13 protein-coding genes and 1 pseudogene are annotated in these 15,995 nt (G+C 71.8%); 5 read left to right on the forward strand and 9 right to left on the reverse strand.

Annotated features, from left to right (window positions below; genetic code table 11):
• Nucleotides 1-1,026, forward strand: a pseudogene (locus LW587_RS19320) (flagellar motor protein MotB); the annotation flags it as partial.
• Nucleotides 1,023-1,304 carry a hypothetical protein gene (locus LW587_RS19325; protein WP_232631221.1) on the forward strand — a complete coding sequence of 94 codons (282 nt, stop codon included), beginning with the start codon at nucleotides 1,023-1,025 and terminating at the stop codon, nucleotides 1,302-1,304. The pseudogene LW587_RS19320 and the gene LW587_RS19325, both read left to right, overlap by 4 nt.
• Here the strand turns inward: LW587_RS19325 and LW587_RS19330 are convergent.
• Both LW587_RS19330 and LW587_RS19335 read right to left on the reverse strand, forming a co-directional pair.
• Nucleotides 1,244-2,509, reverse strand: a complete 1,266-nt coding sequence (locus tag LW587_RS19330) for an adenylate/guanylate cyclase domain-containing protein (protein WP_232631222.1) — start codon at nucleotides 2,507-2,509, stop codon at nucleotides 1,244-1,246. The two genes, LW587_RS19325 and LW587_RS19330, sit on opposite strands and share 61 nt — an antisense overlap.
• 111 nt (nucleotides 2,510-2,620) lie before the next feature.
• Nucleotides 2,621-4,951, reverse strand: a complete 2,331-nt coding sequence (locus tag LW587_RS19335) for a lytic transglycosylase domain-containing protein (RefSeq protein WP_232631223.1) — start codon at nucleotides 4,949-4,951, stop codon at nucleotides 2,621-2,623.
• A gap of 279 nt (nucleotides 4,952-5,230) precedes the next feature.
• Here LW587_RS19335 and dapA point away from each other — a divergent pair, with 279 nt between their 5' ends.
• From dapA to LW587_RS19350, 3 genes are all read left to right on the forward strand, one after another.
• Nucleotides 5,231-6,121 carry a 4-hydroxy-tetrahydrodipicolinate synthase gene (gene dapA / locus LW587_RS19340; RefSeq protein WP_232631224.1) on the forward strand — a complete coding sequence of 297 codons (891 nt, stop codon included), beginning with the start codon at nucleotides 5,231-5,233 and terminating at the stop codon, nucleotides 6,119-6,121.
• 105 nt (nucleotides 6,122-6,226) lie between these two features.
• Nucleotides 6,227-6,700, forward strand: a complete 474-nt coding sequence (gene smpB / locus LW587_RS19345) for an SsrA-binding protein SmpB (protein WP_232631225.1) — start codon at nucleotides 6,227-6,229, stop codon at nucleotides 6,698-6,700.
• A gap of 31 nt (nucleotides 6,701-6,731) precedes the next feature.
• Nucleotides 6,732-7,301 carry a peroxiredoxin gene (locus tag LW587_RS19350; RefSeq protein WP_232631226.1) on the forward strand — a complete coding sequence of 190 codons (570 nt, stop codon included), beginning with the start codon at nucleotides 6,732-6,734 and terminating at the stop codon, nucleotides 7,299-7,301.
• 114 nt (nucleotides 7,302-7,415) lie between these two features.
• Here LW587_RS19350 and LW587_RS19355 read toward each other — a convergent pair whose 3' ends face one another.
• The 7 genes from LW587_RS19355 to LW587_RS19385 form a co-directional block, all read right to left on the reverse strand.
• Nucleotides 7,416-8,075: a LabA-like NYN domain-containing protein gene (locus LW587_RS19355; RefSeq protein WP_232631227.1), complete on the reverse strand. Its 660-nt coding sequence runs from the start codon at nucleotides 8,073-8,075 to the stop codon at nucleotides 7,416-7,418.
• 431 nt (nucleotides 8,076-8,506) lie between these two features.
• Nucleotides 8,507-9,097 (reverse strand): orotate phosphoribosyltransferase, encoded by a 591-nt coding sequence (gene pyrE, locus LW587_RS19360; protein WP_232631228.1) that lies wholly within the window; start codon nucleotides 9,095-9,097, stop codon nucleotides 8,507-8,509.
• Between the two features lie 122 nt (nucleotides 9,098-9,219).
• Complete coding sequence (locus LW587_RS19365; RefSeq protein WP_232631229.1) at nucleotides 9,220-11,445, reverse strand: RelA/SpoT family protein; 2,226 nt, start codon at nucleotides 11,443-11,445, stop codon at nucleotides 9,220-9,222.
• 210 nt (nucleotides 11,446-11,655) lie between these two features.
• Nucleotides 11,656-12,066 (reverse strand): DNA-directed RNA polymerase subunit omega, encoded by a 411-nt coding sequence (rpoZ, locus tag LW587_RS19370; protein ID WP_232631230.1) that lies wholly within the window; start codon nucleotides 12,064-12,066, stop codon nucleotides 11,656-11,658.
• Between the two features lie 104 nt (nucleotides 12,067-12,170).
• Entirely contained in the window at nucleotides 12,171-13,088 is a 918-nt protein-coding gene (gene ppk2 / locus LW587_RS19375; RefSeq protein WP_232631231.1) for a polyphosphate kinase 2, read from the reverse strand.
• A 32-nt stretch (nucleotides 13,089-13,120) separates the two neighbouring features.
• Complete coding sequence (locus LW587_RS19380; protein ID WP_232631232.1) at nucleotides 13,121-14,398, reverse strand: FAD-dependent oxidoreductase; 1,278 nt, start codon at nucleotides 14,396-14,398, stop codon at nucleotides 13,121-13,123.
• Between the two features lie 98 nt (nucleotides 14,399-14,496).
• Entirely contained in the window at nucleotides 14,497-15,990 is a 1,494-nt protein-coding gene (locus LW587_RS19385; protein WP_232631233.1) for a glucosamine inositolphosphorylceramide transferase family protein, read from the reverse strand.
• Nucleotides 15,991-15,995 lie beyond the last annotated feature (5 nt).

A 15,995-nucleotide genomic window follows, 5' to 3' on the forward strand; every position in this document is an offset into this window, starting at 1 on the left:
GGCAGCGCCCTGGATGCGGCGGCCGTCGGCGAGATCGAGGCGACGCTGCGCGACGGGCGGCCCGCCGGCGTCAGCCCGGGCCGCATCGCCCTCACCGCGCGAGCGCTCACCCCTTACGTCCTGCGCCTGCGCCGCGGCGGCGACAGCGTGACCCTGAGCGGCCACCTGCCCGACGCCCAGGCTCGCGACGCGCTGCTCGCCCGCCTGCGCCCGCGTCTGTTCCGGGAGGCGATCCGCGACCGGACCCGCCTCGCCGACGGGGCGCCGGAGGGATTCGCCGTCGCCGTCGCGGCGGCCATCGACCCGTTCTCGACCCTCGAAAGCGGCGAGCTCGCCATCTCCGGCACCCATCTGCGCCTGACCGGGACCAGCCTCTACCCCGAGAGCGCCGCCCGGCTGTCCCAGACCCTGCCGCGGGCGATGCCGACCGGCTGGACCGCCGCGGTCGCCGTCTCCGGCAGCGAGCCCTCCGTCGCCCTCGGCGCGCCGGATTGCCGGCGCCGCCTGACCGAACGCGTGGCCGCCCGCCCCTTGCGCTTCGCCCCGGGCAGCACCGCCCTGGCGCCCGACTTCTACCCCGTGCTCGACGCGGTGGCGGCGCTCGCCCGGGACTGTCCCACCGAGCGCATCGAGGTCGTGGGCCATCTCGACCCACCGGACGCCAAGCCCGCCGCGGCCCCGGCCGATTCCATCGCCGCCGAGGCGGCCCGGGAATCGGCGCCGAAGCCTGCCGCGAAGAAGGACGCGCGACCGGCCAAGGGCGAGAAGGCCGAGAAGGGCAAAGCCGAGAAGGCGCCCGAGAAAGCCCAGGAGAAGGCCCCCGAGAAAGCCCCGGAGACGGCGCAGGGGCCGCCCGAGAAGAGCGCGGGCGAGCGGGTGGAAGCCGGCGCCGATCTCGCCCGGGCGCGGGCGCTTGCGGTCATCGATTACCTGCAGAAGGCCGGCGTGCCGATGGACCGGGCGCTGCCGAGCGCCGCCGCACCGCTCTCGGATCGGCAGGGCATCGGCCTCGGCCTGCGCTCATGAGCCTGACGCTCGCCATCCTCTGGCCGGGGCTCGCCGTCGCCCTGGCCCTCGGCCTCGCCGTCGGCGGGCTCATCGGCCTGCCCCGCAGCCGCGGGAGCCTGGGCGCGGCGGTTGCGCTCGCCCTCGCCCTCGCCGCCCTGGCAGGCATCGCCGTCCTCGCGGCGCTTCCCGGACGACCCGGGCTCTGGGCGGAGATCGCGGCGCTCGTCGGGGCCGCCTATGGCGCGGGCTGCGGGCTCGGCGGGATCGGCCGACGGCTTGCCGGCCGCTCCCCTTGAGCGTCGGGGGCGGGCACCCAGATCCGCTGCGGCCGGCCGACGCCGCGCAGGGCGAACTCGCCGACCTCCGTCAGCGGCGCCGAACAACGCCGCGCGAACGCGTCCGAGAGGAGCAGGGGCCGGTCGAGGGTCCCGCACAGCCGCTCCATCCGGCTCGCCTCGTTGATGGCCCGGCCGATCATGGTGAAGTCGAGCCGCCGGTCGGTCCCGACATTGCCGTACACCACCGGCCCGAAATGCAGGACGATGTCCGCCTCGAGCGCCGGCAGGCCCCGGCGCCCGCGCTCCTGGTTGAGCCCGGCGTTGCGGGCCAGGGCATCCTGGGCCGCCGCGAGGGCGGCCGTGCAGGCCGGACAGGCCTTGGCCTCGGGGTCGTCGACGGAGAAGACCGCCAGGAAACCGTCGCCGAGGAATTTCGAGATCTCGCCGCCGTGGCGCCGCACCGGCTCGCCCAGCGCGTCGAAATGCTCGTCGAGCCAACCGACGACCTCGAGGGGATCGTCCCGGTCGGCGAGCGCGGTGAAGCCGCGTAGATCCGCGAGCAGGATCGCGGCCGGGACCACCGCGCTCTGCCCGCGCCGCATCTCCCCGGCGAGCACCCGCTCGGCGGTCGCGGGGCCGAGATAGGTGCAGGCGATCTCGCGCATGGTGTGGGCGAGGCTGAGCTTGGCGGTGGCCAGGGCGAGGGCGGGCACCAGCGCGGCGAGGGCGTCCCGCTCCTCGGGCGCGAAGCCGCCGGACCGGTCGGTCGAGAACGAGATGCCGACGCCGACGAGCGCGGTGCCGGGAGCGAACCCGACGACGTGGACCAGGTAATCCGTGGCGCCCGCCGCGCGCAGCTCGGCGAGCAGCGGCAGATCGGGATAGGCCCCCTCGTCCAGGCGCCAACGCGCGAAGGTGAGGTCCGCGGCTCGCAGCCAGCCGACCGGGCTGCGGGCGAAGGCGGCCGCGCTGTCGGGGCTGTGCGGGGCCGGAAACAGGCTCAGTCCCTGGCCGCGGCGCCAGGAGAGGCTCACGCCGCGAAACAGCGGATCGATGGCCGGAACCGAGAGGCTGAAGCGCCAGAGCGGGAGGCCGGCCGCGAGCAGGGCCTCGCAGAGGTCCGCGAGGATCGCCTCGCCGTCGTCGGATTCCGTCGCACGGGCGATCAGACGGGCTTCGATGTCGCGCAGGCGGGGGGAGGGGCACGGGTGGGGCGGAGCCATGGCGGCCACTCTATCCACTGAATCGGCGCGGCTGCCAGAGCCGCCCTCCCGCGGCTCCGGCCCGCTCTCCTGCCGAAGGGCCGCGCCCCTCGGCCTCCCGCGCCCGCCCGTCTAGGGCGTGGCCGGCTGGGCCTCGGCGCTCACCGCCGTACGGACGCCGCGGGCGAAGTCGCGCTCGATCGCCAGGGTGCTCTTGCCGTCGAGGCGGTTGCGGTAGACCTGCAGGTTCTCCATCACCCGCTGGACGTAGTTGCGGGTCTCGGTGAAGGGGATACGCTCGACCCAGTCGATGGCGTCGACCTCGGGCCGGCGCGGATCGCCATAGGCGTCGATCCACTTCTTCACGTTGCCGCCGCCCGCGTTGTAGGAGGCGAAGGCGAGGATGTAGGACCCCTTCCAGTCCTCCATGAGTTCGCCGAGATGCGCCTGTCCGAGCCGCGCGTTGTAGGCCGGATCGCTGGTCAGCCGGTCGGTGTCGTAGTTGGTCGAGACGCGCCGGGCGGTGCGCTGGGCGGTCGCCGGCATCATCTGCATCAGGCCGCGGGCCCCGACACCGGACTGGGCCCGGGGGTCGAACTGGCTCTCCTGCCGGGCGATGGCGAAGACCATGGCGCGCTCGACCTGCGGGACGGCCGTGAAGGTCTCGTAATCCGGGATGCCGATGGTCGGGTAGGCGTGGCTGTCGAGCGCCAGGCCCCGCTGGGTCGCGAGCTTGCCGATGGCGACCAGCGCACGGGCATCCTTGGCATCGATTGCCGTCTCGCCGAGCGCGTTGACCTGCGCCTCGTCGGTCAGCGACTTCGCCGCATCGATGTAGAGCGGCAGCGCCAATTCCTTGAGGCTGGCCGCCGCGAGCAGCTTGAGGCCGCGCACGAACAGCCGGTCGTCGAAGGCGGCCCGCGCCGGGGCGGAGAGCTCCGCCGCGCGGCGCAGGGGCAGGCTGTTCTGGCCGAGCCGGGCGCGGGCGAGCTGCCCGTAATAGGCGATCGGCTGGAGCGCGGCGCGCTCGTAGAAGCCCTTCGCCTCGGCCGTCTTGCCGGCGGCGTCCGCCGCGCGGCCCTGCCAATAGGCCGCCCGGGCCAGGGAGATCGGCGTCTCGGCGACCGCCGCGGCTCCGGCGAAGTGGCGCTCGGCCTTCTCGGCATCGTTGAGGAAGCGCAGGGCGATCCAGCCGGCGTGAAACTCGGCCTCGATGCGCTTCTCGGTGGTGCGGGCGGAGTGGGCCGCCACGACCGCGTGGGCGGTGCGGGCGTCGCCGGCATCCATCAGCTTGCGGGCGACGATGCGGCGCTCGACCCACCACTCGTCGCCGTCGACGAGCACTTCGGGGTTGGTGGGCGCGGCGAGCAGGACCCTGGCGGCGTCCTCGGTCTTGTCGGCGCGGCGAAAGTACTGCGCCCGGGAGAGCAGGTAGGAGGAATCGTTGCGTAGGCTCGGCGGCACGGCGTTCAGGGCGGAGGCCGCCCCGGACTTGCCCTCGACGGCGCGGCGCGCCCGGACGAGACTGGCATGGGATCCCCCGGCATAGTCGGCTGCACGCCCGGCCGCCGCCCAATCCTCCTTGAGGAGGGCGCGCTCCATGCGGAAGCGGTGATCCACGACGGAGAGGAGGCCGGGGAAGGTGTCCATCACCCGCGCTTCGAGGTTGCGGCCGAAGCTGTCCTCGCGCCACAGGGCGCGCACGAGCCCGGCCGCATCCCCGTCGAGCCCCTCGGCGCGGAACGCCAGGGCCAGGGCGAACTTGCCCGGGGCGCTCGCGGGCTTCGAGGTCGCGAAATAGGCCCGCACCACGGCCGGGCTCTTCTTCTCGGACAGCAGCATCTCCTCGGCGCGCCGCCGCAGGAGCGGGCCGGCCGGCCAGTCCGGATTGGCACGGGTGAAGGCCACGACCCGCTCGAAGCCGATGCCGGCGCCCGCGCGGATCGCCACCCATTCAAGCAGGGCCCGGGCCGAGGCATCGGCGAAGCCGGCGGCGAGCCGGTCGCCGTCGGTGACCTTGCCTTTTCGATAGAGGTCGATCGCCTGGCGCAGCAGGCCGAGATCGGTGTCGCCGGAGACGACCGGGCGGTTCGGATCGGGCACTTCCGGCGCGGGCGCGGCGGGCGAGACCGTGGCATCGGGGAGCGGGAAGGCCACCGGCGCGTCGGATTCGGTCGCGGCATAGCCGGAGACGGCCGCGGGCAGGGCCTTCTCGGCGGCGCCCTCTCCGCCACCGGCCGGATCGAGCCGCAGGGCGTCCGCCGCCACCGGGTCGGCGGCGGGGGAGGCGGCGTCCTTGACCCGCGCGGCGGGCGCGGTCGCGTCGCTCGTCGGCACCGCCGGCGCGGAGGCCGGACTCGGGTTGCGGATCTCGAGGTTCGCGCCCTGCTGGGCGGCCAGCACGGCGGTGCCGGTCAGCGCGAGACCGAGGAAGAGGGGGAGGGAGCGGGCGGGAAACGCCATGTGTGAAGACACCCCGTCTCGGGAGGCCAAGCCTTAAGCTGGCCCCCGGTCCGTTAAGAAGGGATAAACCAAACCGGAAATCGTGCGTCGCTCCGCTTGGAACGGCGCCCGGTCCCGGCCCTCGGCTCCGGCGGCGGCCCGACCGAACCGGCCGCGGGGCCCGTCCGCGAAGCGTTTGCGCGGGAACCGGGGACAGCCTATGTCTGCGCGTCCCGTCGGCGGCCGGCACGGGCGCCGGAGCCACACATACGGACCAGAAGAACGGCTGGGAACGCCAGGATGACCGAGACCCACGCGCGCCTTCGCGGCTCGATGACCGCGCTCGCGACCCCCTTCCGCGACGGCGAGTTCGACGAGGCGGCCTTCCGAAAGTTCGTGAACTGGCAGATCGAGCAGGGCACCCACGCCCTCGTTCCGACCGGCACCACCGGCGAGAGCCCGACCCTGAGCCATGCCGAGCACGACCGGGTGGTCGAGCTCTGCGTGCGGGAGGCGAACGGCCGGGTGCCGGTGATCGCGGGCGCCGGCTCGAACTCGACCCGGGAGGCCGTGGCGCGGGCCCGTCATGCGGAGAGCGTCGGAGCGGACGCGGTGCTCACCGTCACGCCCTACTACAACAAGCCGACGCAGGAGGGGATGTACGCCCACTTCAAGGCGGTCAACGACGCCGTCGGCATCCCGATCATCATCTACAACATCCCGGGCCGGTCCGTGGTCGACATGAGCGTCGAGACCATGAGGCGGCTGTTTGAGCTGAAGAACATCGCCGGCGTGAAGGACGCCACGGCCAAGATCGACCGCGTCAGCCTTCAGCGGCAGGCGTTGGGCGAGAGCTTCATCCAGCTTTCGGGCGAAGATGCGACGGCGCTCGGCTTCAACGCCCATGGCGGCGTCGGCTGCATCTCGGTGGTCTCGAACATCGCCCCCCGGCTCTGCGCCGACCTCCAGGAAGCGACGCTGCGGGGCGACTACGCGGCGGCGCTGGCGATCCAGGACCGGCTGATGCCGCTGCATGTGCAGATGTTCTACGAGTCGAACCCGGTGCCGGTGAAGTACGCCCTGTCGCGGCTCGGCCTGATGTCCCCGGAGGTGCGGCTGCCGCTGGTGCCCGCGACCGAGGGCTGCCGCGAGGCGGTCGACGCCGCCCTGTCCCATGCCGGGCTGCTCTGACCCCAGGCCTGATCCCGCGCGGACCGATCTGAACGAGGCTCGCCGCCGGGCGGCCGGGTTCCCATATCGGGAGCCCGGCGCCCGCCGGACGCGAACGACAGGACCATGGCCCCCAAACCCGAACCCGGCCGGCGCGTCGTCGCCGACAATCGCTCCGCCCGCTTCCACTACGCGATCGAGGACGTCTTCGAGGCCGGCATCGCGCTGACCGGCACCGAGGTGAAATCCCTGCGCGGCGGCAAGGCGACGATCGGCGAATCCTATGCCGGGCCCTCGGGCAACGACCTGATGCTGTTCAACGCCTACATCCCGGAATACCTGGAGGCGAACCGCTTCAACCACGACACCAAGCGGCCCCGCCGCCTGCTGCTGCACCGGCGCCAGATCAACAAGCTGATCGGTGCGACCCAGCGCCAGGGCTACACGGTGATCCCGCTGAAGATCTACTTCAACGACAAGGGCCGGGCGAAGGTCGAGCTCGGGCTCGGCAAGGGCAAGCAGCTCCACGACAAGCGCGAGACCGTGAAGCAGCGCGACTGGGAGCGCGACAAGGCCCGGCTGATGCGCGACAAGGGCTGAGCGGGAGTTCGGCCTCGGAAGGAGATGCCTGATGGCGGGACCCGATTTCACGCGCCTTCCGGACGATCTGCCCGTCCCCGTCGATGACGGGGCCGCCGGCCATCTCACAGGCTTGAGGCTCCCGGATGTGGCCCTCCGGGCGACGGATGGCAGCCTCGTCTCGCTGGCGCGTCTGAGCGGCCGCACCATCGTGTTCGCCTATCCGCGCACCGGCGTACCCGGACAGCCGAACCTCGTGGCCGATTGGGACGCGATCCCGGGGGCCCGGGGCTGCACGCCGCAGGTCTGTGCCGTCCGCGACGCCCATGCCGACCTGATCCGCCGCGGCGTCGATCGGGTCTTCGGCCTCTCGACCCAGGATGGCGCCCACCAGCGGGAGGCGGCCGAGCGGCTGCACCTTCCCTATCCCATCCTCTCCGACCGCTCCCGCGCCTTCGCACAGGCGGCGCGCCTGCCGACCTTCGGGGCCGGCGGCGACATCCTTCTCAAGCGGCTCACCCTGGTGATCGACGACGGCGTCGTGACCCGGGTGTTCTACCCGGTCTTCCCGCCGGATCGCAGCGCTGAGGCGGTCATCGCCTGGCTGGACGCCGCCGCCTGAGCGCCCCTCAGGCCAAATCCGGTTGATCCCTTCGGGATGGCGGATTTGGGCTTCGCTCAAACGCCGCGCGGGCTTGCCGGATCCGGGCTCCGCTTTGATCAAGCGGAGCCCGGATCAGACCTCGGACTCGTCCGAGGGCGGGGCGGCCGGGCGAATGCCGTAGCGACTCTCGAGCCCCGGATTGGGGCGCGGGCCGCGCTCGGCGAAGTCGCGGCGCGGACCGTCGCCGGGGGCGCGCACCGAGCGCTCGCCGGGGTCACGGCCGATGCGGCTCGCCAGATGCGCGAGTTCGACGAACTCGTCGGCCTGCCGGCGCAGGTCGTCGGCGATCATCGGCGGCTGGGTCTGGATGGTGGAGACGACGGAGACCCGCACGCCGCGGCGCTGGACCGCCTCCACGAGCGAGCGGAAATCGCCGTCGCCGGAGAACAGCACCATGTGGTCGATATGGGGGGACAGCTCGAGCGCATCGATGGTGAGCTCGATGTCCATGTTGCCCTTGATCTTGCGGCGACCGGACGAGTCCGTGAACTCCTTGACCGGCTTGGTGACGACCCGGTATCCGTTATAATCGAGCCAATCGATCAGCGGCCGGATCGACGAATACTCTTGGTCTTCAATCATCGCAGTGTAATAGAACGCGCGAATGAGATTGTCGCGAGCCTGGAAATCCTTGAGAAGCCGCTTGTAGTCAATATCGAAGCCGAGAGCCTTCGTGGTCGCATACAGGTTCGCGCCATCAATGAAAATGGCTGTACGCTGTCGATCGCTCATTGGTACATCCGTGTGTTGGAGCAAGAAGAAATTTTCATCTGAAAATTGTTTGACAGATGTCCATCGTCAAATCTTAGCACACGTGAAGCATCGGCCGCCCACCGCTTTATGGCGGGTCCGGTGCCCTCCCTCGACATGAGAGATATCCACGAGCGCCGAACGACCCGGAGAGTCCGGGCCGTGCGACCGGTCGTTCCGATCGGGAGAGATGACGCCCATTCACGGATACATCGCGGCTGGATCTGTCGTGGCCGAGCCCAGGCAGGTTGTCAAGCCGGCAGGATGGCGCACAATTTATCGCGCCGCCGTGTTTCGGACTCGGACGATTGACTTGGGCCGCAGGCTTCGCGGCCCCTAGTCTCCGGGACACCCGGCGATACCTGCAGTCCGGAATATATCTACTTCAGGTTGACCGCCTCAATCACAGGCCGTCACGGCCTCAACATCGCACGACTTCCCGGCTTGGTTGCGGGCAGAGCGGCGAGTTCGGGCGGCAGGGCATCGGCCGAATAGGTGGGGATGTCGAGGGCGACGAGGGACAGGAGCGGCAGGCCGATCTCGCCGCGCCCGCCCGAACGGTCGATCAGGCAGGCTGCGCCGACGACCTCGCCGGCCTCGTCTTTGAGCGAGGCGAGGCATTCGCGAGCGGACAGCCCCGTCGTCACGATATCCTCGACGATCACCGCCCGGGTGCCGGCCGGGATCGAGAAGCCGCGCCGCAGGGTGAAGGGGCCGCCGGGGTCGCGCTCGACGAAGATCGCCCGAGCGCCGAGATGGCGGGCGGTCTCGTAGCCGGGAATGATGCCGCCGATGGCCGGCGAGACCACGATGTCGATCGCCCCGAACCGGGCGGTGATCGCCTCGGCCAGCGCTCGGCACAGCCGTTCCGTGCGCTGAGGATCGGAGAAGATCGTCATCTTCTGAAGGAAGGTGGGCGAGCGCAGGCCCGAACTGAGGATGAAGTGGCCCTGCAGCAGCGCGCCCGCCGAGCGGAATTCTTCGAGGACGTCGTCCGGGCTCATGATCACCTGCTCGCCAATCCGGGTCCGGGGCTTGTCGCAGCGGGGGGGACAGGGTGCAAGCGGGATGCCTGTACGGGGCACGGCAAGGCCATCTGCGCCGTCGTCGAGGCACTCCGACACGCCTACCCGTTGACCCGCTCCACCCGGCTCACCGTGCGCTTGCCGCGCAGGTCGGCCACGATCGCCGTCAGGTGCTTCAGGTCCGGCACCGAGAGGTCGATGGCGATGTCGGTGAAATCCTGGGTACGGCGTTTCATCGAGACGTTGTCGATGTTGCCGTCATGCTCGGCGATGACCTGGGCAATCTGAGCGAGCGTCCCGGGCTCGTTGATCGATTCGAGGGCGATCTTGGCCGGGAACCGCTCCTGCGAGCCGTCCACGTCCCAGCGCACGTCGAGCCAGCGCTCGGGCTCGTTGTCGAAGGCGGCCAGCGCCGCCGACTGGATCGGGTAGATCGTCACGCCGACCCCGGGGGTCAGGATGCCAACGATGCGGTCGCCCGGCACCGCGCCGCCGTTCGGCGCGAAGCTCACGGGCAGGTCGCCGGCGAGCCCCCGGATCGGGATGGCACTCTGGCCCGCCCCCTGCGCCGTCCCGTCGGCGGAGAAGGTCAGGCGCATGGTCTGGTCGCCCGAACGGCTGAGCCGCCCGGCCGAACCGCTCGCCGCCGGCCCCCCCGTCCCCCCCGACCGGCGCTCGTCCTTGAAGTCGGGATAGACCGCCTTGACCACGTCGCCGGAGAACATCTCGCCCCGCCCGACCGCGGCGAACACGTCCTCCGTGCTGGCGCGGGCGAGCCGCGGCAGGGCGCCGCGCAGCTTGTCCTCGGAGAAGCTCTTGCCCGCCCGCTCGAAGGCGCGGTCGAGGATCTGCCGCCCGAGCCCGGCATATTGCCGGCGCACCGCCGCCCGGGTCGCCCGGCGGATCGCCGCTCGGGCCTTGCCGGTGACGACGAGGGATTCCCAGGCCGCGGGGGGCGAGGCGCCATCGGAGCAGGCGATCTCGACCTCGTCGCCGTTGGCGAGTTCGTGCAGGAGCGGCGTCAGGTGCCCGTTGATCTTGGCGCCGACGGCGGAATTGCCGACATCGGTGTGGACCGCGTAGGCGAAGTCGATCGGCGTCGCGCCGCGGGGCAGGGCGATGAGGCGCCCTTTCGGGGTGAAGCAGAACACCTGGTCCTGGAACAGCTCGAGCTTGGTGTGCTCCAGGAACTCCTCCGGGGAGTCGCCCTCGGCAAGCAGCTCGATGGTGCGGCGCAGCCACTGGAAGGCGCCGCTTTCGGTGGCGAGGCGGGGATGGACCTCGCCGGAGCCCGAGGCCTCCTTGTAGAGCGCGTGGGCGGCGATGCCGTATTCGGCGATCTCGTCCATCTCGGCGGTGCGGATCTGCAGCTCGACGCGCTGGCGCTTGGGGCCGATCACGGTGGTGTGGATCGAGCGGTAATCGTTCTGCTTCGGGGTCGAGACGTAGTCCTTGTAGCGGCCCGGCACCATCGGCCAGCTGGTGTGGACGACCCCCAGGGCGGCGTAACATTCGGCGACGGTCCCGACGATGACGCGGAAGCCGACGATGTCGGACAATTGCTCGAAGGCGACCGACTTGCGCTCCATCTTCGACCAGATCGAGTAGGGCCGCTTGAGGCGCCCCTTCACCTCCGCCTCGAGGCCCCGCGCCTTGAGCCGGGCGGTCAGGTCGTGCTCGATGCTCTCGATGACGTTGCTCGATTTCGCCGAGAGATCCTCCAGCCGCCGGGCGATCGTGGCATAGACCTCCGGCTTGAGGGTGCGGAAGGCGAGGTCCTCCAACTCGTCGCGCATCTCCTGGATGCCCATGCGCCCGGCGAGCGGCGCGTAGATGTCGAGGGTTTCCTCGGCGATGCGCGCGCGCTTGTCGTCCCGCATGAAGTGGAGCGTGCGCATGTTGTGGGTGCGGTCGGCGAGCTTGACCAGCAGCACCCGCACGTCCTCGGCCACCGCCAGCAGCAGCTTGCGGAAATTCTCGCCCTGCACCGCCCGCTTCGAGACGAGGTCGAGCCGCTTGAGCTTGGTCAGGCCGTCGACGAGCGCGCCGATCTCGGCTCCGAAGATCTCGCGGATCTCGTCGAGGGTGGCGGCGGTGTCCTCCACCGTGTCGTGCAGCACCGCCGCGACGATGGTCGCGTCGTCGAGATGCAGGTCGGTGAGGATCGCGGCGACTTCGAGGGGATGGGCGAAGAACGGATCGCCGGAGGCGCGCTTCTGCGTGCCGTGAGCCCGCATGGCGTAGACGTAGGCGCGGTTCAAGAGCGCCTCGTTCGTCGACGGATTGTAGCGCTTGACCCGCTCGACGAGTTCGTACTGGCGCATCATCCGCCGGGGGGTCCCACCATCGCGTCTCGAAAACCCGGCCGGGAACGGCCGGAGCGCCAGCTTCCCGCATCGTGGCCCCGCGCGCCAGTCCCAAGGCGTCGCAGACGGCGCAGGACCGGCCTTCCGGACGGGCATGCGGCCGAACACGACAGCGCCCGCCGCTCGAGGGGGAGGGCGGGCGCGCGAAATCGGGTCACGTGCGGAGAGAACTTACTCGGCGTCGTCGTCCGTCTCGGTCGGCGGCGCCAGGTTCTCAAGGCCGCGCAGCAGGTCGTCCTCGCTCATGCGGTCGAACTGTACGTCCTTGTCGTCGGAGGACGACGGGGGCGCCACCGCGGCGGCGGCCGGGGAGGAGGAAAGCAGCGGCACGGTCTCCGCCTCCGGCTCGTCCACCTCGACGTATTTCTGCATCGAGTGGATGAGCTGTTCCTTGAGGTCCTCGGCCGTGATCGTCTCGTCGCCGATCTCACGGAGCGCCACGACCGGGTTCTTGTCGCGGTCGCGCTCGACCGTCAGCGGAGCGCCGGCCGCGAGCAGGCGGGCGCGGTGGCTGGCGAGCAGAACCAGCTCGAAGCGGTTCTCGACCTTCTCGATGCAGTCTTCGACGGTGACGCGAGCCATGCGAGGCGGCTCCTTCCTCGGGGCGAAACGGTTTTTGGAGGATGAACGCGCCTCCTACACCGGATGGCGGCGCGCAACAAGCCGCTGGCCGCGGCCTCGGCCCCTCAATACCGCGCCGGCACGAACATCTCCGGCGGGATCGGCGCGCGGATGTAGTCGGCGTGGCGGACGCGGTCGGGCAGCATCACCGGGGGGTGCTCGACCGTGCCATAGGGGATCTGCTCCAAGAGATGGCTGATGCAGTTGAGGCGGGCGCGCTTCTTGTCCACCGCCTCGACCACCCACCAGGGCGCCTCGGCGATGTGGGTGCGGGCGAGCATCTCTTCCTTGGCGCGGGTGTAGTCCTCCCAGCGCCGGCGGGATTCGACGTCCATCGGCGAGAGCTTCCACTGCTTGAGCGGATCGTGGATCCGCATCCGAAAGCGGAGGGACTGCTCGGAATCGGTGATCGAGAACCAGTACTTCACCAGCACGATGCCGGAGCGCACCAGCATCCGCTCGAACTCGGGCACGGAGCGGAAGAACTCCTCCACCTCGGCCTCGGTGCAGAAGCCCATCACCCGCTCGACGCCGGCGCGGTTGTACCAGGAGCGGTCGAACAGAACGATCTCGCCGGCCGCCGGCAGGTGGGCGACGTAGCGCTGGAAGTACCATTGCGTGCGCTCGCGCTCGCTCGGCGCGGGCAGCGCCGCCACGCGGCAGATGCGGGGGTTGAGGCGTTGGGTGATCCGCTTGATGGCGCCGCCCTTGCCGGCCGAATCGCGCCCCTCGAACACAACCACCACGCGCAGGCCCTGGTGCTTCACCCAGTCCTGCAGGCGCACGAGTTCGTGCTGCAGCCGCAGCAACTCGCGGAAATAGGTGCGTCGCTCGATCCCGTGGCCGTCCGGGAGGGCGTCGCCGCGCCCCTCGGCATAGGCCTCGTCGAACGCCAGCTCCAACTCCTCGTCGTAGCTGTCGGCGAGTTCGCGGCGGATCGCCTCGATATCGTCCCGCCGCAGCGGGCTGCCGTCGTCCATCATCGTCCCTGGGATCCGGTGGTCGCCTGGGCCGCTTAGAGCATCCTCGTGTGACAGCCCGGCGAAGCCGGTCCGGACTCGCCCGACGTGGGCGCTCCGACCATGCCGGCGCCGGCCATGCCCGCTCCGACCATGCCGCCCTCGTGCCGACCCACGCCCTGCCCGAACAGGGCGGCGGCGCGGCGCACGAGACCGTTGCGCAGGCGGCGAACCGCCCAGACCGGACCGGGCTCGACCGCCATCGCCCGGGCGAACAGGCTCGCGCGGATCGCGTCCGCGTCGCAGGCCCGCTTGACGGGATCGTCGTAGAACGCCGCGATCTTGTCCGCGCCCATGCCGGGGGTGGCGAGCCAGCCCGGCAGATGGACCCGGCACAGCCGCTCGGCATCGGTCAGCACCCGCCGGACGCCGACGCCCGGGGCCGGGCAGGTGGTGCAGAAGGCGTCGCCGATCAGCACCACGCCGTCGCATTGGTGGCCCTCGGACAGCGTCAGGTCGATCGGGCGCACCTGCACGCGCCCCGCCACGCCGAGCCCGCCGCAGACCCGCTCCAGGCCCGGCAGCAGGGCCGCGAGCGTCGGGGCCGGGTCCGTGCGGAAGGCGCGGGTCCAGGCCTCGCCCGCCGCGCGGTAGACGAACAGGTTCGCCCGCATGGCCCCGCTCACGGGAAACAGCGTCAGGTAGGCGGTGCGGTCGGAGGGGCCACGCCCGTACCACGCGAGCGATTCGAACGGGTAGGTGGCGGCCGGGCGATCGAGGAAGAAGCCGAGCGACAGGGAATGGGCCTTGTGGGTCTCGGTGCGCGCGATCCCGGCGAGGCGGCGCACCGCGTCGCCGAGGCCCGTGGCGATCACGACGAGACGCGCCTCGATCCGCGCCCCGTCGGCCAGGGTCACGACTTGCCGCGCCGGCCCCGTCTCGAGGGCATCGACCCGCCCGACCCGGACGGCGATGCCCGGCGGCCGGCCGGCGCGGAGGGCGTTGACGAGGTCGGAATAGACGAAGCCGTATTCCGGCGCCCTCCGCCGCACCGGCCGCGTGCCGGGCCGGTGGATGTCGATCGATTGGATCGGGGTCAGAGCCGGCCGCGCCGCCGGGGCCAGCCCGAGACGCTCGAACAGGGCCCAATGGTCGCCCCCGAGCTTCTCGGCGCGGAATTCCGGCGGGTGGAGGGCGTGAGAATCCACGAGGGCGACGCCGTACCCGGCCCGGGCGACCACGCTGGCCACGGCCGTGCCGCCGAGCCCGGCGCCGATCACCGCGACGTCGACCCGGAGGGTCTCCCCGGTCGCGCCGGGAGGCTGCATCGACATCGCTTGATCCGAACCGGAGCGATCCGCCCCGCAACGGGACGGTTCTGGCCGCTCCGTCCGGTGCCCCGCAACCGGGATGCCGCCCAGCCAGCGGCCTCTCAGCGCCAGCGCGGGGCGCGGGCCGAGCCGTCGATGAATTCGAAGGCGGCGCTGCGGTTGAGGGTGTGCAGGCGGCTGCCGGGCCACAGGGGCCCGGGACGCAGGATCGTCTCGACGGTCTGGGCGAAGCCCTCCGGATCGAGTCGGTCGATGCGGGCGAGGCCGAGCGCGGCGCCGTAGCCGGCGCGCCCGTCCTGAACCGGGCGGATCAGCCGGCCGCCCCGGCGCACGATCCGGCCCGCAGGCCGCGCGGCGGCGCTGTCGATCAGCACCGGGTTGCCCGGATGCGGCACGAAGGGCCCGCGGAAATCCGGCGCCGACCAGAGGAAGAGCGCGTCGGAGAAGGCGCCGTGCGGATCGCGGGCGGTGGCGCCGTCGCGGACCGTGGCGAAGAGCCACCAGCGCCCGCCCTCCTCGAGGAGCGTCGCGTCGCTCGCCGTCACCCCGGCGAGCAAGGTCGCCTCCCGGACCCATCCCCCCGGGAAGCGTTCGGCGCGGTAGAGATCGACCGTTCCGTTGGCGCTCGATTCCGGCACCATCCAGACATGGCCGTCCCGCTCGAACACGAAGGGGTAGGAGAGGTGCCAGGGCTCCTCCAGCACCGGCTCGGGCACGCCCTCGGGCCCGTCGGGGCCGAAGGGGACGGCCGAGATCAGCGCCTTGCCCGAGGCATGGCGGTACTCCTCGACGAACAGGATCGTGCGCCCGCGTGCGTCGAGGGGGAAGGGATCGGCATAGAAGCGCAGGCCGTCGTCCGGGAGCCGGCGCCAGCCGGCCTCCGGATGGGCGCGCCGGTCGATCAGATCCGGCCCGTCGAGGGGCCGCCAGCCGACCCGCCAATGCGGGGCGCGGTAGCAGAGATGGTAGAGCCGGCGCACGACCTGCCGGGCCACGAGCCGCAGCGCCCGGGCGCCGAGACGGGCCGGGGGACGCGGCGCCGGCCGCTCCGCCACCGGGAGAGCCGGCCGGGCGCCGGCGAGGGCCGCCGCCACCAGGGTGATCGTGCGCATCAGCCCGTCCTCGAAGGCGGCCAGGACGAGCCCGGGCGATTCGGTGCCGAGCCGCGCCGCGGCGATGGGACGGTCCCCCTCGCTCAGGGTCGCGATCGGGGAACGCCCGTCCATCAGGGCAGCGAACAGGCCCGCCTCGCCGCAGGCACCGTCATAGGCGAGGCGCCAGACGGAACGGCCGTCGGCATCGCCGCACAGGTCGAGGATGAGGTCGGGGGGCGCGGCGGAGGGAGGGACCGCATCGAGCACCCCGGGTGGCAGGGTCGCGGCGGGTCCGTCGAGGGGAAGCCGGCCGAGCATCGCCTCCAGGCGGAACAGCAGGGCGGCGTTGCCGGGCAGCGCCCCGGGGCCGGGCCGGCCGTCCAGATCGACCGTAAACCCCTCGGCCACCAGCCGGTCGAGGAGCAGGCGGTGCCAGCGGCGGGCCCGCGGGCCGTCGAGACGGAGGCGCAGTCGCCCGTGCCGTGGACGATCGTCCCGCACGCGGG

The organism is Methylobacterium sp. Leaf118 (assembly GCF_920984675.1).
Taxonomy (GTDB): Bacteria; Pseudomonadota; Alphaproteobacteria; order Rhizobiales; family Beijerinckiaceae; genus Methylobacterium.

Bases quoted from the DNA above. Each gene is read 5' to 3' on its own strand.
- LW587_RS19350 (WP_232631226.1), top strand. From the start codon at position 6,732: ATGGCGGGACCCGATTTCACGCGCCTTCCGGACGATCTGCCCGTCCCC.
- ppk2 (WP_232631231.1), bottom strand. From the start codon at position 13,088: ATGATGGACGACGGCAGCCCGCTGCGGCGGGACGATATCGAGGCGATC.
- smpB (WP_232631225.1), top strand. From the start codon at position 6,227: ATGGCCCCCAAACCCGAACCCGGCCGGCGCGTCGTCGCCGACAATCGC.
- LW587_RS19335 (WP_232631223.1), bottom strand. From the start codon at position 4,951: ATGGCGTTTCCCGCCCGCTCCCTCCCCCTCTTCCTCGGTCTCGCGCTG.
- rpoZ (WP_232631230.1), bottom strand. From the start codon at position 12,066: ATGGCTCGCGTCACCGTCGAAGACTGCATCGAGAAGGTCGAGAACCGC.
- LW587_RS19355 (WP_232631227.1), bottom strand. From the start codon at position 8,075: ATGAGCGATCGACAGCGTACAGCCATTTTCATTGATGGCGCGAACCTG.
- LW587_RS19380 (WP_232631232.1), bottom strand. From the start codon at position 14,398: ATGTCGATGCAGCCTCCCGGCGCGACCGGGGAGACCCTCCGGGTCGAC.
- LW587_RS19325 (WP_232631221.1), top strand. From the start codon at position 1,023: ATGAGCCTGACGCTCGCCATCCTCTGGCCGGGGCTCGCCGTCGCCCTG.
- dapA (WP_232631224.1), top strand. From the start codon at position 5,231: ATGACCGAGACCCACGCGCGCCTTCGCGGCTCGATGACCGCGCTCGCG.
- LW587_RS19365 (WP_232631229.1), bottom strand. From the start codon at position 11,445: ATGATGCGCCAGTACGAACTCGTCGAGCGGGTCAAGCGCTACAATCCG.
- pyrE (WP_232631228.1), bottom strand. From the start codon at position 9,097: ATGAGCCCGGACGACGTCCTCGAAGAATTCCGCTCGGCGGGCGCGCTG.
- LW587_RS19330 (WP_232631222.1), bottom strand. From the start codon at position 2,509: ATGGCTCCGCCCCACCCGTGCCCCTCCCCCCGCCTGCGCGACATCGAA.